The sequence below is a fragment of the Azobacteroides sp. (SeqCode) genome (assembly GCF_055395615.1).
Genome location: NZ_AP014701.1, coordinates 463,350 through 483,650, shown reverse-complemented (window position 1 = coordinate 483,650; position 20,301 = coordinate 463,350). Strand labels below are relative to the sequence as shown.

The window sequence follows — 20,301 nt, the reverse complement described above, 5'->3', positions numbered from 1 at the left end:
TCAAATGAATCTATTTTGGCAAATATTTTATACGTTCGCAAAAATTGGACTTTTCACAATAGGAGGAGGTTATGCTATGTTGCCTCTAATACAAAAAGAAGTAGTTGAACAAAAAAAATGGTTCTCACAGTCCGATTTTGTAGATTTAATAGCTTTATCACAATCTATTCCAGGTATATGGACAGTCAATATTGCTATTTTTACAGGATACAGAATGAAAGGTAACATAGGAAGTATAATTGCTGTAATAGGAGCTGTATTACCTTCTTTTTTAATTATCTTATTAATCGCTAATTTTTTTCAATATTATCAAAATAATTTGCATATCATCAACATATTTAAAGGTGTTCGTCCTACTGTAGTGGCTTTAATTTCCGTTTCAATTTTTACTACTTCTAAAGCAATAAGCATTAATCTAAAAACTGTAATTATCCCCATTATTGTTATTATTTTAATTTACCAAGGTATCTCTCCTATTTATACTGTTTTACTATCTATTATTGGTGGTATATTGTATAGTACAATTGAATAAATTATAGTTTGCCATTCTTAGTCAATTTGATTATCTTCAACCAATTGTAAGAAAAATTTACAATGATTAAAACATTATTTCATGATTAATCCTATTGTTAAAACAATTGATTTGGGTGATGGAAGAACGATAACCTTTGAAACTGGGAAATTAGCTAAACAGACTGATGGTTCAGTAGTATTGCGAATGAATAATACAATGATATTAGCAACTGTCTGCGCAGCTAAAGAAGCAAGTCCTGGATTGGATTTTATACCTTTGCAAGTAGAATATAAAGAAAAATTTTCTGCATTTGGACGCTTCCCTGGTGGTTTTACAAAAAGAGAGGGGCGTGCTTCTGATTGTGAAATTCTTACTTGTCGACTGATTGACAGAGCTTTACGGCCTTTATTTCCTAATGATTATCATGCGGAAATTTTTGTCAATGTTATTCTTTTTTCTTCAGATGGAGAAGACATCCCAGACTCCTTGGCTGGTTTAGCAGCCTCTTCTGCATTATCTGTTTCAACTATTCCTTTCAATGGTCCTATGTCCGAAGTGCGTGTAACAAGAATAGATGGAAAGTTCAAGATAAATCCTACGTTTGAAGAATTAACAAAAGCTGATATGGATATTATGGTTGGGGCTACAATGGATCATATTATGATGGTAGAAGGTGAAATGAATGAAGTTTCCGAAGAAGAAATGTTAGAAGCCATTAAAGTTGCACATAAAGCTATTAAACTTCAATGCAAAGCTCAAATTGAATTAGCAAGAGCAGTAGGTACTACAATAAAACGTGCGTATTGTCACGAAGTAAATAACGAAGAATTACGATCTAACATTAGAACTGATCTGTACGATAAAGTATACGCCATTGCCAAATCTGGTCAAAATAAAAGTGAACGTACCAAAGCTTTTCAGGTTATTATAGAAAAGTATAAGTGCCAGTTTAAAGAAATAAATGAAGAAAAAAATTCTTTGATAGAGCGTTATTATTACGAAATAAAGAAAGAAGCAATGAGACGATGTATTCTAGACGAAGGCATCCGTATGGACGGTCGAAAAACTACTGAAATTCGTCCTATTTGGTCGGAAGTAAGTCCAATTTCTGGTCCCCATGGTTCGGCTGTTTTTACTCGTGGGGAAACACAAGCTCTAGCAACCGTTACTTTGGGTACAAAACTTAATGAAAAAATTATTGATGATGCATTAGTCAGTGACAAAGAACGTTTCTTATTGCATTATAATTTCCCTCCTTTTGCAACAGGTGAAGCTCGAGCTCAAAAAGGAGTAGGTCGCCGTGAAATCGGTCATGGTAATTTGGCTCATCGAGCATTAAAATCAATGATTCCAAGTAATTATCCGTACGTTATTCGCATTGTTTCTGACATTTTAGAGTCCAACGGTTCATCATCTATGGCAACTGTTTGTGCCGGAACACTTTCATTAATGGATGCAGGTGTACAAATTAAACGTCCAATTTCTGGTATTGCCATGGGACTTATTTCCGAAAATAACGGTACTAAATATGCTATATTGTCAGATATTTTAGGTGATGAAGATCATTTAGGAGATATGGATTTTAAGATAGCAGGAACAAAAAAAGGAATTACAGCTACTCAAATGGATATCAAAGTTGAAGGAATTTCATTTGAAATTCTTGAAAAAGCTTTAGCTCAAGCTAAGCAAGGTCGTGAGTATATTCTTGACAAAATGCTTGAAACAATTCCAGAACCTCGTACAAATTTAAAGTCACATACTCCAAGAATTGAAGTGATAATTATTCCTAAAGAATTTATCGGATCTGTAATTGGTTCAGGAGGGAAAGTCATACAAGGATTACAAGAAGAAACTGGAACTTCAATAAGTATTGAAGAAACTGATGGATCTGGTCGCATTGAAATTTTTGGAAACAATAAAAAATCTATTGATACTGTTGTAACTAGAATTAAAGGAATTATTACTACTCCAGAAGTAGGAGAAATTTATGAAGGAAAAATTTGTTCCATTATGCCTTACGGTGCCTTCGTTGAATTTCTTCCTGGAAAGGAAGGTTTATTGCATATTTCTGAAATTAGTTGGAAACGTTTAGATTCTATGGAAGAGGCAGGATTGAACGAAGGTGATACTATCAAAATAAGGTTGGTAAATATGGACTCAAAAACTGGAAAATTCAAACTCTCACATAAAACTTTATTACCTCGTCCATAAGTATATTTCATTACAAAAGGGAATAAAAGAATCTACTCTATTTTTTCTCCCCCTCTCTGCTTTTTCTAAAAAAACTTTCTAATAAAGAAAATATACCGATTTTAAGATTAAAAATAACTAACTATCTTTGATACAAAACGAAATAATTAATCTTAATGAAAAATATTCCTCCTTTCAATTTTAAATATCAAAACATATTTCCTTCGAAAGACAATACTGAATATTACTTATTAAGTAAAGACGGAATATCAGTATCGTCTTTCGAAGGAAAAGAAATTCTAAAAATTTCTAAAAAAACATTGATATTGTTAGCAAACCAATGTTTTCATGATTGTGCGTTTTTTTTGCGCTCTTCACATCAAAAACAAGTAGCAGCTATTTTAAAAGATCCAAAATCCAGTGAAAATGACAAGTATGTGGCTTTAACCATGTTACGTAATGCAGAAATTTCTGCTAAAGGAATTCTTCCTTTTTGCCAAGATACTGGTACAGCAATGATTGTTGCTAAAAAAGGAGATAAAATATGGACAGGTGGAGGAGACGAAGAATCCCTATCCGAGGGCGTATATAAAACCTATACAGAAGAAAATCTTCGTTATTCTCAAAATATACCTCTAGATATGTATAATGAAAGAAATACCGGATGCAACCTTCCTGTACAAATAGATATTCAATCTGTTGACGGTGATGAATATGAATTTCTATGTATAGCTAAAGGTGGAGGTTCTTCTAATAAAACTTCTTTATATCAAGAAACTAAAGCATTGTTAAATCCTGAAACTCTAGAAAATTTTTTAATAGACAAAATGAAATCATTAGGAACAGCAGCTTGCCCTCCCTATCACATTGCATTTGTAATTGGTGGAATATCTGCTGATTTTTGCTTAAAAACTGCCAAATTAGCATCTACCAAATATTACGACGAACTTCCAACTGAAGGAAACGAATATGGTCAAGCTTTCCGTGACCCTATTTTAGAGGATAAAATACTAAAATTATCTAGAAAAATTGGGTTGGGAGCACAATTTGGAGGTAAGTATTTTATTCATGATATACGAATCATTCGTTTATCTAGACATGGAGCTTCTTGCCCTGTAGGTATGGCAGTCTCTTGTTCGGCAGATCGAAATATCAAAGCAAAAATCAATAAAAAAGGTATTTGGATTGAAAAATTAGAAAAACATCCTGCTCAATATATCCCTAAAGAATATCGTAATGCGAGCGAAAAAAATGTAATAAAAATAAATCTCAATCGCCCAATGAAGGAGATTCTTGCAAATTTAACTAGCTATCCAATAGCTACCCGTCTGTCATTAAATGGAACAATTGTCGTAGGGAGAGACATTGCACATGCTAAATTAAAAGAACTATTAGATAAAGGAGAAAATCTTCCACAATATATTAAAGAACATCCAGTTTATTATGCTGGGCCTGCAAAAACTCCTAAAGGTATGATTTGCGGATCAATGGGGCCAACAACAGCTGGACGTATGGATTCATACGTAGATTTATTCCAATCACACGGAGGAAGTATGATAATGTTAGCAAAAGGGAATCGTAGCCAACAAGTAACTGATGCTTGTCTAAAATATGGTGGATTTTATTTGGGTTCAATTGGTGGACCAGCAGCAATCTTAGCCCAAAACAATATAAAAAGCATTAAATGTTTGGCTTATCCAGAACTCGGAATGGAAGCTATTTGGGAAATTGAAGTAAAAGATTTTCCTGCATTTATATTAATAGATGACAAAGGAAACGATTTTTTTCAAAAAATTAAAATAAAAAACAATTATTTATAATTATAAAATTTAACTATTTTTACACTGTCTCTGACAGATGTAGAATAGCTGTTGTACCATTGATGGATTCACACATGCAAATAAATACACAAAATGGAATGCATTTTAATAAAAGATAGAAGATTTAAATTATTTATTCCTGAAAATGAAATAGTTAGAGGAATAAATAGAGTATCAAAGCAAATCAACGAAGAGTTGAAAAATAAGTTACCCTTGTTTATAGGTGTTTTGAATGGAGCGTTTATGTTTGCCTCAGAATTAATAGGAAGATTTAGTTTTCCATGTGAAGTTACTTTTATCCGATTAAAATCTTATGAAGGAATAAAACGCGGGGAAAAAATGAAAGAAATACAAAATTTAGAAGAAAATATAGAAAATCGCCATATAGTGATTATTGAAGATACTGTTGATACGGGACATACAATAAATTACCTTCTTAGCCTTTTAAAAGAAAAAAATCCAGCATCCATCAGAATAGCAGCTTTACTTTTTAAACCTGATTCCGTTCAATTTGACATAAGGCCATCTTATATAGTAAAAAAAATACCTAATGAATTCGTTATTGGATTTGGAGCTGATTATGATGAATATGGAAGAAACTATAGGAACATATATCAGATAGTGAAATAAATAATCAAGATGAAATAATGTTAAATATTGGAATTTTCGGAGCACCTGGTTCTGGAAAAGGTACACAGGGAAAGTTGATAAGTGAAAAATATGATTTGTGTTTTATTTCTACAGGAGAAATTTTACGCCAAGAAATAAAGAATAAAACAAAATTAGGGAAAAAAGCAGAAAAATACATTAATCAAGGAAAGTTGCTCCCTGATCATTTAACTATTAAAATTTTCGCTGATATTTTTAATAGAAGAACTAATAATAAAGGATATATCTTTGATGGATTCCCAAGAACTATTTCTCAAGCTAAAGCATTGGATGATTTATTGGAAAAACGAGGTTCTTCTATTACTATTATTTTCAGTTTATCTGTAGATAGAAAAGAATTAATTTGTCGTTTATTAAAAAGAGGAAAACTTTTCGGTAGAGAGGATGATAATTTAGAAACAATTCAAAATCGCTTAAGTATTTATACAAAACAGACTGAACCTTTACAAGAATATTACAGAAAAAAGGAAAAACTTATTGAAATTTTAGGAAAAAATTCTATAGAAGAAGTATTCGAAAGTATAGTAAAAAAAATGGATCATTTTTTTTACTAGTAAAAAAAATGGATCATTCCAATTTTATAGATTATGTAAAAATCTATGTACGTTCTGGTAAAGGAGGGAGAGGTTCTATTCATTTTCGGCATGAAAAATATATTCCTTTTGGAGGACCAGATGGTGGTGATGGAGGAAAAGGAGGTGATGTTATCCTTCGGGGTAATAAAAATTATCGTACTTTAATCCATCTAAAGTATGAATGTTATATTTTAGCAGATCACGGGAAAGCAGGTTCTGGTAGAATGGTTCGTGGAAAAGATGGTAAAGATAAAATTATAGAACTTCCTATTGGTACTATGGTTTTTGATGGTGAAACAGGAGAATTTATCACTGATATTCAGCAAGACAAACAAGAAATTGTTTTATTAAGAGGAGGTAAAGGAGGAAGAGGAAATAATTATTTTAAATCATCAACCAATCAAATACCTAGATATTCTCAACCAGGGATATCTTACGAAGAAAAACAGATTGTTTTTCAATTAAAATTGTTAGCTGATGTGGGATTAGTAGGTTTTCCTAATGCAGGAAAATCGACTTTATTGTCAGTTGTTTCAGCAGCTAAACCTAAAATTGATTCTTATACTTTCACTACTTTGGAACCAAGCTTAGGCATTGTAACTGTACACAATTCACACACGTTTGTGATGGCCGATATCCCTGGAATCATAGAGGGAGCAAGTAAAGGTAAAGGTTTAGGATTACGTTTTTTACGCCACATAGAGAGAAATTCTTTATTGCTTTTTATGATTTCTTCTGATACAAAGGATATTACAAGCGAATACAACATCCTTTTAAAGGAACTTGCTTGTTATAATTCTGAATTATTAGATAAACAACGTATCTTAGTAATATCTAAATCTGACATATTGGACGAAGAATTAGAAAATGAAATTGAAAAAGAATTACCCACAAATGTTGTCCATATTTTTGTATCCTCTTTCACTCAAAAAGGTATTACCGTACTAAAAGAATTACTTTGGAAAAAATTAAATAATAAATCCTAAATGAATCAAAAAAAATGATTTTAGTTTTTTATCCAAAAGATAGAAGTACAATAAATAATCAGAATTATAAAATTTATGAACAAAATAAAACCATTTATAAAATGGGTTGGTGGGAAAAATCAACTGCTAAAACAGATTGAAAACTACTACCCAAATGAATTAAAAAATGGTACAATTACTAATTATATTGAACCTTTTTTAGGAGGCGGAGCCTTATTTTTTGCGCTTTCTAAACAATTTAATATTGAACAAGCCTATTTATCTGATATAAACAAAGATTTAGTTTTAACTTATAGGGTAGTTAAAGAATTTCCAGATGATCTACTTGATTTTCTGATAATATATCAGGAAAAATATGACAAAATTCCACAAGACGAACGTAACAGTTTTTTTTTATCTATTAGAGAATACTTTAATTCACAGCGTTTAGAAATCAACTATAAGAAACTTTCCGATAAGTGGATTTTACGAGCATCACAATTCATTTTTTTGAATAAAACCTGTTTTAATGGACTTTTTCGTCTAAATTCTGAAAGAAAGTTTAATGTACCATATGGAAAATATAAAAAAACAAAAATTTTTGATAAAGAAAATATCATAGCTGTATCTAAAGTTTTGCAAAAGGCTAAAATAGAGTGTTATGATTACACTAATTGCTGGAATAGCGTAAATGAAAAGAGTTTTGTTTATTTTGATCCACCATACAGACCTATTAGTAAAACGGCAAATTTTACATCTTATACAGGTATAAAATTTACAGATAAAGAACAATTAAAACTAGCATCCTTTTTTCAGAAATTAGATTCTGAGAAGAAAGCGAAATTAATGCTTTCTAATTCCTATCCTATTGGGAAAAATTCCAAAGATAATTTTTTTAAAAAAGCATATTGTAACTATAATTTTTTTAATATCTCTGCAAAAAGATCCATTAATTGTAATGGAAATAAGAGAGGAAAAATCAAAGAATTATTAATAACAAATTATCAATATAAACCAAATCATGTATAAATGAAATTTTACTAACAAAACTATTCATATTGATGAAAACTAAAATAATTATTGATAAAACAGGATTTAATGAAGCATGGAATAAAATTTTTGATAAATACGAAATTTACAAACATAATTTCAAAAGAGGTTTATTTCCATTGACTGCTTCTATGATAAAAGAAGCTACTAAAAATTACATAACTACAAGGCAAAGAGAACCTCGCCTTTTGTGTAAACAGGATACAAGAGAAAATCGTCCACACGTTTTCATAGATAACAATCTATTTATTTTACCTATTAAAAATGGTGAGTATGCAATCTTGGAAGGAGAAGGTTATGTAGATATTCCTAAAATAGAAGAGGTAGAAATAAAATCATACAAATCAAAACTTAATTTTGATTTAGAAACATCTAAAATAGGTAATTCTGAAATGCAGTATTTAGATTTTGCATATGCTTCAAGTTTGATAAGAACATTTTTGCAAGACAATAGTTTGATTTTAACTATTCGTGGTAGAAAATATACTCCAAAATTTGAATTCTATGCAGGAAAATATAAACAGTCAATAAAAGTAAAGAGTGTCCAAACAGAAGTGGATGCTGGATATGAAGGTAAAAATCAAATTGTATTGATAGAAGCTAAAATTTCTAAAGCAAAGAATATAATTATTAGACAGCTATATTATCCATTTCGTCAATGGAAAACTTATATAAAGAAAGAAGTAAATACAATTTTTTTTGAAAAAAAATCTGAAAAAGGACAAAATACTTATTCATTCTGGAAATTTTGGTTCAGAGAAGTAGATAATTATAATAGTATAGAATTTATACAAAAGTCAAAATTTATAATAAACGCTTAATAATATTCAATATCTATTTTAGATGTCATCATTTATTGTAGAAGGTGGGCATAAACTTGTAGGTACAATAATACCACAAGGATCAAAAAATGAAGCACTGCAAGTTATTTGTGCTACTTTGTTAACCTCTGAAAAAGTAACTATCCACAATATACCAGATATTTTAGATATTAATAATCTAATAGTTTTATTACACCAAATTGGTGTAAAAATTGAGCATCCACTTTCAAAAACTTATGTTTTTCAAGCGAATGATATAAATCTGGATTATTTACAAACAAATGATTTTCTTGAAAGAAGTACCTCTTTACGAGGTTCAGTAATGTTGGTAGGCCCTTTAGTTACTCGTTTTGGATATGCAATTATTCCTAAAATTGGAGGAGATAAAATAGGCCGTCGACGATTAGATACTCATTTTACAGGTATACAAAAGTTGGGAGCAACATTTACATATAATACAAAGCGTCATGTTTATGAAGTAAAGTCTAATAATAGTTTGCGAGGTACATATATGTTATTAGAAGAAGCATCTGTAACAGGTACAGCAAATATTTTAATGGCATCAGTATTAGCAGAAGGAAAAACTACTATCTATAATGCTGCTTGTGAACCATATCTTCAACAACTAACGAAGATGTTGATAGCAATGGGTGCAAAAATCAATGGATCAGCATCTAACTTACTTAATATAGAAGGTATTAGGCAATTGCATGGATGTGAGCACACTGTTTTGCCTGATATGATTGAAGTAGGAAGTTTTATTGGTATGTCAGCAATGACAGAATCAGAATTACGCATCAAAAATGTTTCTTATGACAATTTAGGTATTATTCCAGATGCTTTTCGAAAATTCGGCATTGTCATTAATAAAGAAGAAGATGATATAATCATTCCAGCGCAAAAATCTTATAAAATAGATACATTTGTCGACGGGTCTATTCTAACTATTGCTGATGCACCTTGGCCAGGACTAACTCCAGATCTATTGAGCGTCTTTTTAGTTATTGCTACACAAGCAAATGGCAGTGTTCTAATTCATCAGAAAATGTTTGAAAGTCGTCTATTTTTTGTTGATAAACTAATTGACATGGGAGCTCAAATTATTTTGTGTGACCCACATAGAGCTACTGTTATTGGTTCAGGTAAAAGAGGCAGTTTACGTTCTACTACAATGATTTCTCCAGATATTCGTGCCGGTATAGCTATGCTAATTGCAGCTATGAGTGCTCAAGGAATTAGCCAAATTTACAATATAGACCAAATTGATCGTGGATACCAATCAATAGATAAACGGTTAAATGCTCTTGGAGCAAAAATCACAAGAATATGATCAATCGTAGTGAATTAATCAAAGTAGGAAATTTTAATAAATCACATGGAATTAAAGGTGAAATTTTTTTCAGTTTTACAAACAATTGTTTCGATAAAAGCAAAGACTTTTTTTTTGTTTTCAAATTAGATGGTATCTTCGTCCCATTTAGAGTAGAATCATATCGTTTTATTTCTAATTCAACAACACTAGTAAAATTAAAAAACATAAATACTATAGAGCAAACCAATTTACTTACTTATCAAGAAGTTTTTTTCCCTCTAAAACAGCTTAAAAAAAACATAGAGCTAAACTTTTCATTTTTTTTTTCGTGGGATTATTTTATTGGGTTCCGAATAATAGACGAAAAGGTGGGAGAAATAGGATCTATCACTGATATAAATAAATTCACTATTAATACTTTATTTATTATCGAAAAAGTAGGGAAAGAAATTCTTATCCCTACTTCCAACGAAATGATCACTGCTATAGACAACAAGCAAAAAATAATTTATATGAAACTTCCAGCCGGTTTACTATAACGAAAATTTTAATTACTGTTATTAACAATAACAAACTGAAAATAAATAACTTTAATAACCAAGATTTTGAGCTTTTATCCTGTCTATCTGTTATTACAGTATTTTTTTTTTGATATTTTTATTTAATTCTTCTTCAAAACAACTATCACTCCACTTCTTAAAGAAATTCTCACCCACCTAAATCAATTAACATAAAACTTCTCAGTGAGATATTTTAACTCTTATCTGATTTTTTTTTTGAAAATATCATTCCATTTCCTTGACTTTTACGTCAAAAATTTTCGTATATGATAAAAGTCTATTGGTATATTTACCAATCAATTTTAAGATTAAGAAGAACAGTAATTTTACAATTAAAATGATACCTTTTAATAATACCTTAGTTTAACTTATTTAGTCTTTAAAGAAATAAATTTTCACCTGTAGACATCTTATTTGTAATAATTAATATCCTGATGTTACTTCTTTTACCCAATTCTGATTTTCCAAATACCAACAAATAGTTTTTAAAATACCTTCTTTAAATTTTATTTTTGGTTCCCAATTAAGTTCTATTGTAATTTTTGTTGAGTCAATGGCATAGCGTTTGTCATGTCCTAGTCGATCTTCTACAAAAGAGATTAAATTTTCATTTATCCATTCCAACGAAGATTTTAAAGTAGATAAATGCAATTTTTTTCGATATTGTATATGTGTATTCAACAAATTTCTCATAATAGAAATAATCAATCTAACAATGTCTATATTTTTTTTTTCATTATATCCTCCAATATTATATATTTCTCCTACCCTACCTTTATATAATACTAAATCAATAGCTCTACAGTGATCTTCTACATAGATCCAATCGCGTACATTTTGTCCATTTCCATAAATTGGCAACTGTTTACCTTCAAGAATATTTTTAATAACTAATGGTATTAATTTTTCAGGAAATTGATAAGGTCCGTAATTATTAGAACAGCGAGTAATATTTACTGGCATTTTATAGGTATTGCTATATGCTTTCACAATCAAATCTGATCCAGCTTTAGAGGCACTATAAGGATTATTTGGATCTAATGGTGTAGTTTCAGTAAAAAAACCATTTTCTTCTAAATTACCATATACTTCATCTGTTGAAATTTGTAAATATTTTACATATTCTTTATACACAGGATAACCTTTTTTATCTTTTCCAATTGTCCAGTATCCCTTAGCAATCTCTAATAAATTTTGTGTACCTAATATATTAGTCTCAAAAAATATCCTGGGATAAATAATACTTTTATCTACATGACTTTCCGCTGCAAAATTAACCACAAAATTAATAGGATATTTTTGAAAAATATCATTTACAATATCTGCATCTTTAATATCACCTTTTATAAATAACAAACGAAAATCTCCTGAATTTGCTTTGGACATACTAAAATCACCTGTATGAGTTAAACTATCCAGTATAATAATTTTAATATTTTTGTATTTTTTTAAAAGATATTTTATAAAGTTAGTACCTATAAATCCAGCACCACCGGTAACAAGATAAACATACATAAATAAAAATTATCAATAATTTACATACTTAGTATGTAAACAATAACTATTATCGAAGCAGATTGCATTATAAAATGCAATGACTATGCTATTATCTACTCTGGATATTTTATATCTAAAAAATTATAAACAAGATTTCCTTTATCAATAATCGTTACTCTTTTTAATAACAATTTGCCGCCTTCCCAATTAAAATTTAACTATTAAGAGAACATATTTTTTTAAAAAAAATAATATTACACACCTCTCATAAATTTACTGAACAAACTCAATTAATATTGAGATGAAATTTTACACATACTATTATTATGTAAGCAAAGATAAAATATATCGACCATATTCTGTTTCAGTCATCATCTTCCCTAATTTTTTCAATTTTTCATTATTTATCCAACCATTACGCCATGCAATTTCTTCAATACAAGCAATGTAAAATCTCTGTCTCTTTTGAATAGTTGCTACAAAACAAGCAGCATTTAATAAACTATCTAAATTCCCCATATCTAACCAAGCGAATCCTCTTCCGAGAAGAAAAGCATTTAGCTTCCCTTCATTTAAATAAATGAGATTTAGAGCAGTTATTTCATATTCTCCCTTTGTTGATAATTTTAAATTCTTTGCTTTCTCAATAACTGAATTGTTGTAAAAATACAATCCTGGTACAATATAATGAGATTTTGGACAAATAGGTTTTTCCTCAATAGAAAATACCTTTCCGTTTGAATCAAAGCTAATCACACCATAAGCCCTAGGGTCTTTTACGTGGTACCCAAATATGTAAGCACCCTCTGTTTTCAACTGAACTTTACTCAATATTTCAGAAAAACCTTGCCCATAAAAAATATTGTCTCCCAGTATAAGACAAACAGAATCATTACCAATAAATTCTTCACCTAAAACAAATGCTTGTGCTAAACCATTTGGAATCTCTTGAACGATATAATCAAACTTCATCCCTAAATTCTCTCCTTGTCCTAATAATTGTTGAAACATAGGCAAATCACGAGGAGTAGAAATAATCAATATTTCTCTTATTTTTGCCAGCATCAAAGTAGATAAGGGATAGTAAATCATAGGTTTGTCATATACTGGAATGATTTGTTTGGATATAGACTTAGATATAGGGAAAAGCCTTTTAGCACTTCCACCTGCTAGAATAATACCTTTCATAATTGTGTTTCAACCTCCTTTAACGATTTACCTAATCGGTCTTTTTCAGATTGTTTCCAGAATTTACATTCTTTATTCCATAAAATATTAACATCTCTGTCTCCAGCATACAGTATTCCTTCAGCAGACGGACAATAGAGATTATCCATTTTATAACTAATGGTAGCCCATCTACTTAATACCAAAAAACCATGAGCAAATCCTCTTGGGATAAAAAATTGTAATTTATTTTTAGCAGATAATTCTATTACTTCGTACTCCCCGAACGAATCAGAATCTCTCCGGAGATCTACAGCTACATCTTGTATTGTTCCTTCTAGTACACTTATCAATTTAGCTTGAGCAGCTTCACCATTTTGATAATGCATTCCTCTCAAAACATTATAAGTAGAACGAGATTGATTTTCTTGAATAAAATTAATTATTCCAATATGTCGTTCAAACTCTTTCTTATTATAAGTTTCCACAAAAAAACCTCTATCATCACAAATTAATTTCGGTTTTATCAACCAAAGTCCACAAATACGTTTTTGAACAAAATCCATAATTCAAAATATTAATTTCAGATTCACATATTCAAGAACGTTAATCTTAAAAACTTTTAATTGGAAGTACAATTTTTAAATAATTCAAACAATTTAGATTTTTTTACTTGTAATCAATTTTATTTTCAATAGTTATCTGAAAATTTTTTATTAACCAGTAATTGAATTTTACTAAATATAACAATTTTAATTACTATACGTAAAGGAAGTATTTATCAAATAATCTTCTTTACTCTATCAAAAAAAGTCTTTTATTATAAAAAAGTTTTTCTTATTCTTTCTCTAATTCTTTTTGTATACTCTCTTTATCAAATATCTCCATGTTAGTAACTACAAAATTAGAGCTGATAAATCCACCATATCTATTACACTCTTCAACAGCACTACCTATAGTATTTCGAATTGCCTCGAAATTGGACAAAAGTAATAACGTAAAATAATTACTTTCTATTTCCATTTTTTCTATCTCACCATTATGTTTATGAATAAAAAAAGCTATTTCTTTTTCAATCAAATTTCGTTGATAATCAGAAAAAGGCTTCAAACCTTTAGATTTAAAAAAAGCAAAGAATCGAAATTTATCTCCTTTTCCTCCTAACCCAGTAGAGACAAAAATTTGTTTTTCTTCAGAAAGTTCATTTTCAAGTATCATTCTTGCCTGTAATAAAGCCAACGCTGCCCAATCACTCAATTCTTTTTGCGGATTTTGATTATATTTTTCTAATGCCCTAAACGCTTTAACATCTGCCGAAACAGAAAGAAAAACTATAGCATACCTTTTGTCCTCTATAGAAATTGCCTCCGAGTTAATCATTTCTATATATTCCTCAACAATTCCTTTGTCTTTGTTATTTTTTACTACTTCAGCATAACTAAAGAACGCCTTTTGCTGTTCTATAGGAACAGTAGCTTCTAAAATGTGTATTTTCCCATGCAAATCATTTAAGGATTGCTGAATTTCTTCAAAAGCATTAATATTATTTTTTTCCATTTTTTAGGCAATTACTACTAAACTCTAATTTTTTTCACAAATATAAAAATATACTTTTACAAGTTAGAATTTAAGAATAATAAGTCCTTAAAAAGTAAATAAAACAAAAAATATTACTAATCTGAAAAATAGGATTTAGGCAATTTTCGACAATTATACTGGGAAGCCATAGTTTCTCCATAAGCTCCAACCGAGCGAATAACTACAATGTCTCCTCTGTGAGCCTTTTTTAAAGCTCTCTGTTTGGCAAAACAATCAGAGGATTCACATATTGGCCCCACTACATCATATATTTCAGTAGTCTTTTCTAAACCTAAATTTTCAATAGTATGATATGACTCATAAAAAGCAGGACGAATTAATTCTGTAAACCCAGCATCCAAAATAACAAACTTTCTTTTGCTTCCTTCTTTAACGTATAATACTTTGGAAACCAAGTTCCCGCATTGTCCAACAATAGAACGTCCTAATTCAAAATGAACCTGTTGATTATTCAAAGCACAAAAATGTGTATGAAATACATTAAAATATTCTTGAAAAATTGGTATTGGATGCTCATTAGGTTTTTCGTAATCAATTCCCAAACCTCCTCCAAAATTAACATGTTCTAAAAATATATTTTTTTTCAAAAATTTTTCTTGTAATTTGTTAGCTTGTTCACAAAGCAACCTAAAAGGGGTTAAATCCATAATTTGAGAACCAATATGAAAGTGAATTCCAGTTAATTGAATAGAAGATAATGTACCAATCATATCCAAAACTTTATCCAATTGATCTAAATTAATTCCGAATTTATTTTCTCTTATTCCAGTCGTAATATAGTGATGTGTATGAGCATCTATCTCGGGATTGATACGCAGAGCAACTTTTGCTATTTTATTTTTCGAACAGGCTAAATGATTTATCACTGTTAATTCAGAAATAGATTCTACATTAAAACAAAAAATATTTCTTTCCAACCCAAGATTGATTTCCCAATCTGCTTTCCCAACTCCAGCAAAAACAATTTTGCTAGAAGAAAAACCAGCATCTAGAACTGATTTTATTTCCCCTCCACTAACACAATCAGCACCTAATCCCATTTCATAGATAATAGAAAGTATTCGAGGATTTACATTAGCTTTAACTGCATAATAAATATTATAGTTATAATTTTTAGCTTCCGTAACAGCAGTCCGCAATGTTCTTTTTAAGAGTTCTGTATCATAAAAATAAAATGGAGTTTGTAGATTTTCAAATTTTTCTATCGAAAGTGCTTTCATTGTTCAATTATTTCAGATAATTGATAATCAAAAAATTTCCCATATTCACATTTTTTTATTTTAGATGGAAATTCCCGAATCAATTGATAATTATTGGTAGCCATTATTACAGCTGTTCCATTGTTACTAATATTTTGTAATAACCGAACAGTTTTCCTACAAGATTCTTTATCCAAATTACCAGTTGGTTCATCTGCAAGAATTATTTCTGGAAAATTTAATAAAGCCCGAGCAATCATAATTCGTTTCTGTTCACCTACTGATAATTCATGAGGCATTTTAAACCCTTTATTCCCCATTTCTACCAGATTCAAAATTTCTTGAATACGATTATTTATCATTCTTTTATTTTCCAATTCAGTAGCTTCTAGTACAAATTTCAAATTATCGTTCACAGAACGATCTATCAATAATTGGAAATCTTGAAAAATAATCCCAATTCTCTTTCTCAATACTGAAATTTGTTTTTTTTTGATTTTTCTCAAATCATAATTATAAATAAATGCTTTACCTTTATTGATAGGTAAATCACAATATAAAGTTTTCAGAAAGGAACTTTTACCCGAACCTACTTTACCTATTAGATAAATAAATTCTCCCTTTTGCTGCTTAAAATTTACATTTCGAAGAATAATATCTCCTCCATGATTAACTTCAACATTTTTATAGTGAATTAATACCCCACTCATATTAGGCTATTTTTTATTATATCGCTTTTTCAATTCTTTCGCCAAACTCTCAATCCGTAATTTTTTACTTGTTAATAAAACAATAAGATGATATATCAAATCAGAGGATTCATAAATGAGACCCTCATTTGTTCCATTAGTTGCTTCAATCACTGCTTCCACCGCTTCTTCTCCTACTTTTTGCGATATACGATTTATACCTTTATTAAAAAGTGAAGTAGTATAAGACTTTTTAGGCATTTCCAAATAACGATTTTCAATAAAATCTTGTAAGACTTTCAAAAATAAAATATCTTCCTCATTTTTTTCTCCAAAACAAGTATCACTACCTGTATGGCAGACAACACCTGCAGGGATAACTTTTATCAACAAGGTATCATTATCACAATCAGATTTTATATTAACAACTTGTAAAGTATTGCCACTGGTTTCTCCCTTCATCCAAAGACATTTTTTTGTACGGCTAAAAAATGTTACTCTGCCTATTTCTATTGTTCGTCGATAAGCATCTTCATTCATAAAACCAAGCATTAATACTTTATTTGTCTCGTTATCTTGTATAATAGCTGGAATTAATCCACCTAGTTTTTCAAAATTCAGTTTCATACTCTTCTATAATAATTTTTCTCAACTTAACTTTAAATTTTCAATAATTGAAAATAATATTCTATATAGACAAATATAAGAAATATTAAATAATCCTAAATAGTTCTATAGAATTTCTCTTTTTAATGTAAATCTTATCATGAATATTGTATTGTTACCTATTTTGCTTGGTATTTTTATAAAAAACTCTCACATTATACAATATTCCAAACTGACTGTAAGTAATGTCATTTAAATTTGTGTTAATAGTTCTCCAAGTAGTATTATTTTTTCCTATTTAGAAAAATTTCGAACATATTCTAATCATGGAAAAGCAAGAAATCAAAAAAAATAAATTAAAAAAATACAAAACATAATACTTATCTCATTTTTATTAAAAAAATATAAGAACAAAAACTTCTGAAAAGTATTCTGAATTGCAACTTAAAAGACTGATAAGTGGTATTTTTTATACCAAACGAATTCATAAAAACAAAAAAGGAATGCTTTTTTAAAATAAAAAGACTGACAAACATAAATGTAACTGCACCCAGGAGTCTTTCAACTTTTACAGTTTAATCCTTTTTATCTTTCTAAACAATAGATAATCAGTTTATTTTTTGTATTGAATCATCAAATAAACAATAAAAAAGCAACACGTTAATTATCACTAACTACATCATCATGTAATAATTGGAAAGTTGAAAAAGAGTGAAAAATTACGATTAAATTTCTTTTGTCCACAATAAATCTTCATGTAAACAAGTGTACACTATCCTACTACTATATTTAAATTGAATTTCAGAGAAATTTAATCAGCAATTTTTAATAACATCTGGCATCCATCGCATATCCCAACACATATTCAACTAACTAAAAGATTTTATACAAATATTTTATCAATCTCTCAAATATATCAAGATTATTATATCCTACTATATAGGCAAGACAAAACTACATCCTACTACATTTCAATCAGGGAATAAGATCCTCAACAAAGCCAGTTAGCTTAAAAATAACTGTACAAATCCATCCTAAAAAGTCTCCTGCCAAGTCAATAATTAATAGGAAAGCATCATTAATACCTTCCAAATAAACAATAACTCGCTTCTCATAGTCCAAATATGCCTTCAAACTGGATTAATATCGAAAGTTAACTTAAAAATTAACGATACATACTTAGAAATATTTTTTTAGTTTAAACTAAAAAAATATTAATCTCAAATCAGTATAATAATCTACAGATTTTTGCAACAAAAACTAATTCACAAATATTTAAACTAGTTTCATGAAAAATGATAGTATAAATTAATTGTTGTATTTTTCGTAAAAAATATAAGTTGCATTTAAAATACAAAAAGAACATAGAAATTAAATAATTGAGAGGTAAATTAACTGATTTTAAATCTTGAGATGTCTTTTTTTACTACAAAATCTCAAGATTTCCAGATGTATCACATAACTACACATACTAAAACATTCATATACCAAATAGTTTTAAAACTATTTGGTATATGAATAGTTACTTTATTAGTATCAAATTGCATCAACAGATTAGGAATACAACAGGAAACTTTTCCAATTCAAAACTTACAAATCCGTCAAATCCCTATTTTGAAGTTCTTAATGATAATGTTATTTATCAGCTTTAGATCAAAAAAACGAATATGTATGTCAGATATTCTAAATACTGACAAAACGAATTACATAACCAACAACAAGATATCATCACTGTTTTCTACTATATTTTTATAACTACTCAGGTTAGTATCCACCCAATAATTTACACTATACTTGATTATTCTAATTTTTTTTCCATACTTCGAGCTAATATTCCAAAAATCCATACTATATCAATTCTCCGAAGAAATTTACTCTCTTCCATGAAGAGTCAGCATAACTATCATTTGTTCTCCTATTTTTCAATAAAAGATATTGAGTGTCTTGACAATTAAATACCCTTAATAAAGGATTTATAAATTCATAAACACTGAAGCTCTTATCTCATCAATCAACTTTCTAAGGATATTTATCAAAATATAGCTTTATTTATCAAAATAATAGCTTTGTATAAGCTATGACAAGGTAAAAAACTAAGAAGTTTGTATGTAACCTAATAAATCAATTTAAATCTAAAACAATCAGCAATTACCAAATAGCAATTTTTTTATTATTTAGACTTACCGTTAATAACAAAAACAGTACTCGGAGCGGGACTTGAACCCGCACAACCACAATGGTCACAAGATTTTAAGTCTTGCGTGTCTACCTATTCCACCATCCGAGCCGAAGAGACAACGTTCCAATCTTAATTACTTAACTTAGCCTTTAAAAATTCTCTATTTAAACGAGCAATGTGAGTAATAGAAATACCTTTTGGACATTCCAATTCACAAGCCCTTGTATTGGTACAATTTCCAAAACCCAGCTCATCCATTTTAGCAATCATTGCTTTAGCACGTGCTTTAGCTTCCAATTTACCTTGAGGTAATAAAGCTAATTGGCTCACTTTAGCTGATATAAATAACATTGCTGAACCATTTTTACATGCAGCAACGCAAGCTCCACATCCAATACATGAGGCTGCATTCATTGCTTCGTCCGAATCAACTTTAGATATTGGTATAGTATTAGCATCCGGAACTCCTCCTGTATTCACTGATACATATCCTCCCGCTTGTATAATTTTATCAAAAGCATTTCTATCTACCATTAAGTCACGTATAATAGGAAAAGCTGCTGATCGCCACGGTTCAACCGTAATCGTTACCTCATCATTAAAATGACGCATATGCAATTGACAAGTAGTAATTAAATTATCTGGACCATGAGGATGGCCATCAATATACAACGAACACATACCACAAATACCTTCACGGCAATCATTATCAAAAGCTATAGGTTCTTTGTTATCTTCCACTAATTGTTCGTTCAAAATATCTAACATTTCCAAAAATGAGGTACTTCCAGAAATACCATTTAACCTATAAGTCTCAAAAAAACCTTTTGCTTTTGAGCCCTTCTGTCTCCAAACTTTCACGTTTATATTTATATTTTTATCCATAAAA

The 20,301-nt window shown here is 29.4% G+C and carries 19 protein-coding genes and 1 tRNA gene; 10 read left to right on the top strand and 10 right to left on the bottom strand.

The genetic code is table 11. The features are described 5' to 3' along the window. Positions 1–4: 4 nt before the first annotated feature. The 10 genes from ACZ5QM_RS02020 to rimM all read left to right on the top strand — a co-directional run bounded on the left by ACZ5QM_RS02020 (position 5) and on the right by rimM (position 10,455). A complete protein-coding gene (locus tag ACZ5QM_RS02020; protein ID WP_464183316.1) occupies positions 5–532 on the top strand; it encodes a chromate transporter in 528 nt (175 codons plus the stop codon). Between the two features lie 81 nt (positions 533–613). Further along, positions 614–2,725: a polyribonucleotide nucleotidyltransferase gene (locus ACZ5QM_RS02015; protein ID WP_464183298.1), complete on the top strand. Its 2,112-nt coding sequence runs from the start codon at positions 614–616 to the stop codon at positions 2,723–2,725. A gap of 155 nt (positions 2,726–2,880) precedes the next feature. Then, a complete protein-coding gene (locus ACZ5QM_RS02010; RefSeq protein ID WP_464183296.1) occupies positions 2,881–4,524 on the top strand; it encodes a fumarate hydratase in 1,644 nt (547 codons plus the stop codon). A 93-nt stretch (positions 4,525–4,617) separates the two neighbouring features. Further along, positions 4,618–5,154: a hypoxanthine phosphoribosyltransferase gene (hpt, locus tag ACZ5QM_RS02005; RefSeq protein ID WP_464183294.1), complete on the top strand. Its 537-nt coding sequence runs from the start codon at positions 4,618–4,620 to the stop codon at positions 5,152–5,154. A gap of 17 nt (positions 5,155–5,171) precedes the next feature. Next, positions 5,172–5,747 (top strand): adenylate kinase, encoded by a 576-nt coding sequence (locus ACZ5QM_RS02000; protein ID WP_464183292.1) that lies wholly within the window; start codon positions 5,172–5,174, stop codon positions 5,745–5,747. A gap of 8 nt (positions 5,748–5,755) precedes the next feature. Then, positions 5,756–6,754 (top strand): GTPase ObgE, encoded by a 999-nt coding sequence (gene obgE, locus ACZ5QM_RS01995; protein ID WP_464183291.1) that lies wholly within the window; start codon positions 5,756–5,758, stop codon positions 6,752–6,754. 75 nt (positions 6,755–6,829) lie between these two features. After that, on the top strand, positions 6,830–7,762 hold the full coding sequence (locus tag ACZ5QM_RS01990) for a DNA adenine methylase (RefSeq protein WP_464183290.1): 933 nt from the start codon (positions 6,830–6,832) through the stop codon (positions 7,760–7,762). A 32-nt stretch (positions 7,763–7,794) separates the two neighbouring features. Further along, positions 7,795–8,604, top strand: a complete 810-nt coding sequence (locus ACZ5QM_RS01985; protein WP_464183288.1) for a type II restriction enzyme — start codon at positions 7,795–7,797, stop codon at positions 8,602–8,604. 22 nt (positions 8,605–8,626) lie between these two features. Beyond that, a complete protein-coding gene (gene murA, locus ACZ5QM_RS01980; RefSeq protein ID WP_464183286.1) occupies positions 8,627–9,934 on the top strand; it encodes a UDP-N-acetylglucosamine 1-carboxyvinyltransferase in 1,308 nt (435 codons plus the stop codon). Beyond that, entirely contained in the window at positions 9,931–10,455 is a 525-nt protein-coding gene (gene rimM, locus ACZ5QM_RS01975; protein ID WP_464183285.1) for a ribosome maturation factor RimM, read from the top strand. The genes murA and rimM overlap by 4 nt, the downstream gene beginning before the upstream one ends. Before the next feature lie 444 nt (positions 10,456–10,899). Here rimM and rfbB read toward each other — a convergent pair whose 3' ends face one another. The 10 genes from rfbB to ACZ5QM_RS01925 form a co-directional block, all read right to left on the bottom strand. Further along, positions 10,900–11,991, bottom strand: a complete 1,092-nt coding sequence (gene rfbB, locus ACZ5QM_RS01970) for a dTDP-glucose 4,6-dehydratase (RefSeq protein ID WP_464183284.1) — start codon at positions 11,989–11,991, stop codon at positions 10,900–10,902. Between the two features lie 306 nt (positions 11,992–12,297). Next, entirely contained in the window at positions 12,298–13,161 is an 864-nt protein-coding gene (rfbA, locus tag ACZ5QM_RS01965; protein WP_464183282.1) for a glucose-1-phosphate thymidylyltransferase RfbA, read from the bottom strand. Beyond that, entirely contained in the window at positions 13,158–13,706 is a 549-nt protein-coding gene (gene rfbC / locus ACZ5QM_RS01960; RefSeq protein WP_464183281.1) for a dTDP-4-dehydrorhamnose 3,5-epimerase, read from the bottom strand. Before rfbC ends, rfbA begins: the two co-directional genes overlap by 4 nt. Positions 13,707–13,977: 271 nt before the next feature. Continuing rightward, a complete protein-coding gene (locus ACZ5QM_RS01955; protein WP_464183279.1) occupies positions 13,978–14,697 on the bottom strand; it encodes a hypothetical protein in 720 nt (239 codons plus the stop codon). 116 nt (positions 14,698–14,813) lie between these two features. Continuing rightward, positions 14,814–15,959 (bottom strand): diaminopimelate decarboxylase, encoded by a 1,146-nt coding sequence (gene lysA, locus ACZ5QM_RS01950; protein ID WP_464183278.1) that lies wholly within the window; start codon positions 15,957–15,959, stop codon positions 14,814–14,816. Beyond that, entirely contained in the window at positions 15,956–16,648 is a 693-nt protein-coding gene (locus ACZ5QM_RS01945) for a cell division ATP-binding protein FtsE (RefSeq protein WP_464183276.1), read from the bottom strand. Before ACZ5QM_RS01945 ends, lysA begins: the two co-directional genes overlap by 4 nt. 6 nt (positions 16,649–16,654) lie before the next feature. Continuing rightward, a complete protein-coding gene (hisIE, locus tag ACZ5QM_RS01940) occupies positions 16,655–17,254 on the bottom strand; it encodes a bifunctional phosphoribosyl-AMP cyclohydrolase/phosphoribosyl-ATP diphosphatase HisIE (protein WP_464183275.1) in 600 nt (199 codons plus the stop codon). Between the two features lie 954 nt (positions 17,255–18,208). Beyond that, complete coding sequence (locus ACZ5QM_RS01935; protein ID WP_464183274.1) at positions 18,209–18,367, bottom strand: hypothetical protein; 159 nt, start codon at positions 18,365–18,367, stop codon at positions 18,209–18,211. A 1,068-nt stretch (positions 18,368–19,435) separates the two neighbouring features. Beyond that, positions 19,436–19,520, bottom strand: a tRNA-Leu gene (locus tag ACZ5QM_RS01930). A 21-nt stretch (positions 19,521–19,541) separates the two neighbouring features. Then, positions 19,542–20,297: a succinate dehydrogenase/fumarate reductase iron-sulfur subunit gene (locus ACZ5QM_RS01925; protein ID WP_464183272.1), complete on the bottom strand. Its 756-nt coding sequence runs from the start codon at positions 20,295–20,297 to the stop codon at positions 19,542–19,544. Positions 20,298–20,301 lie beyond the last annotated feature (4 nt).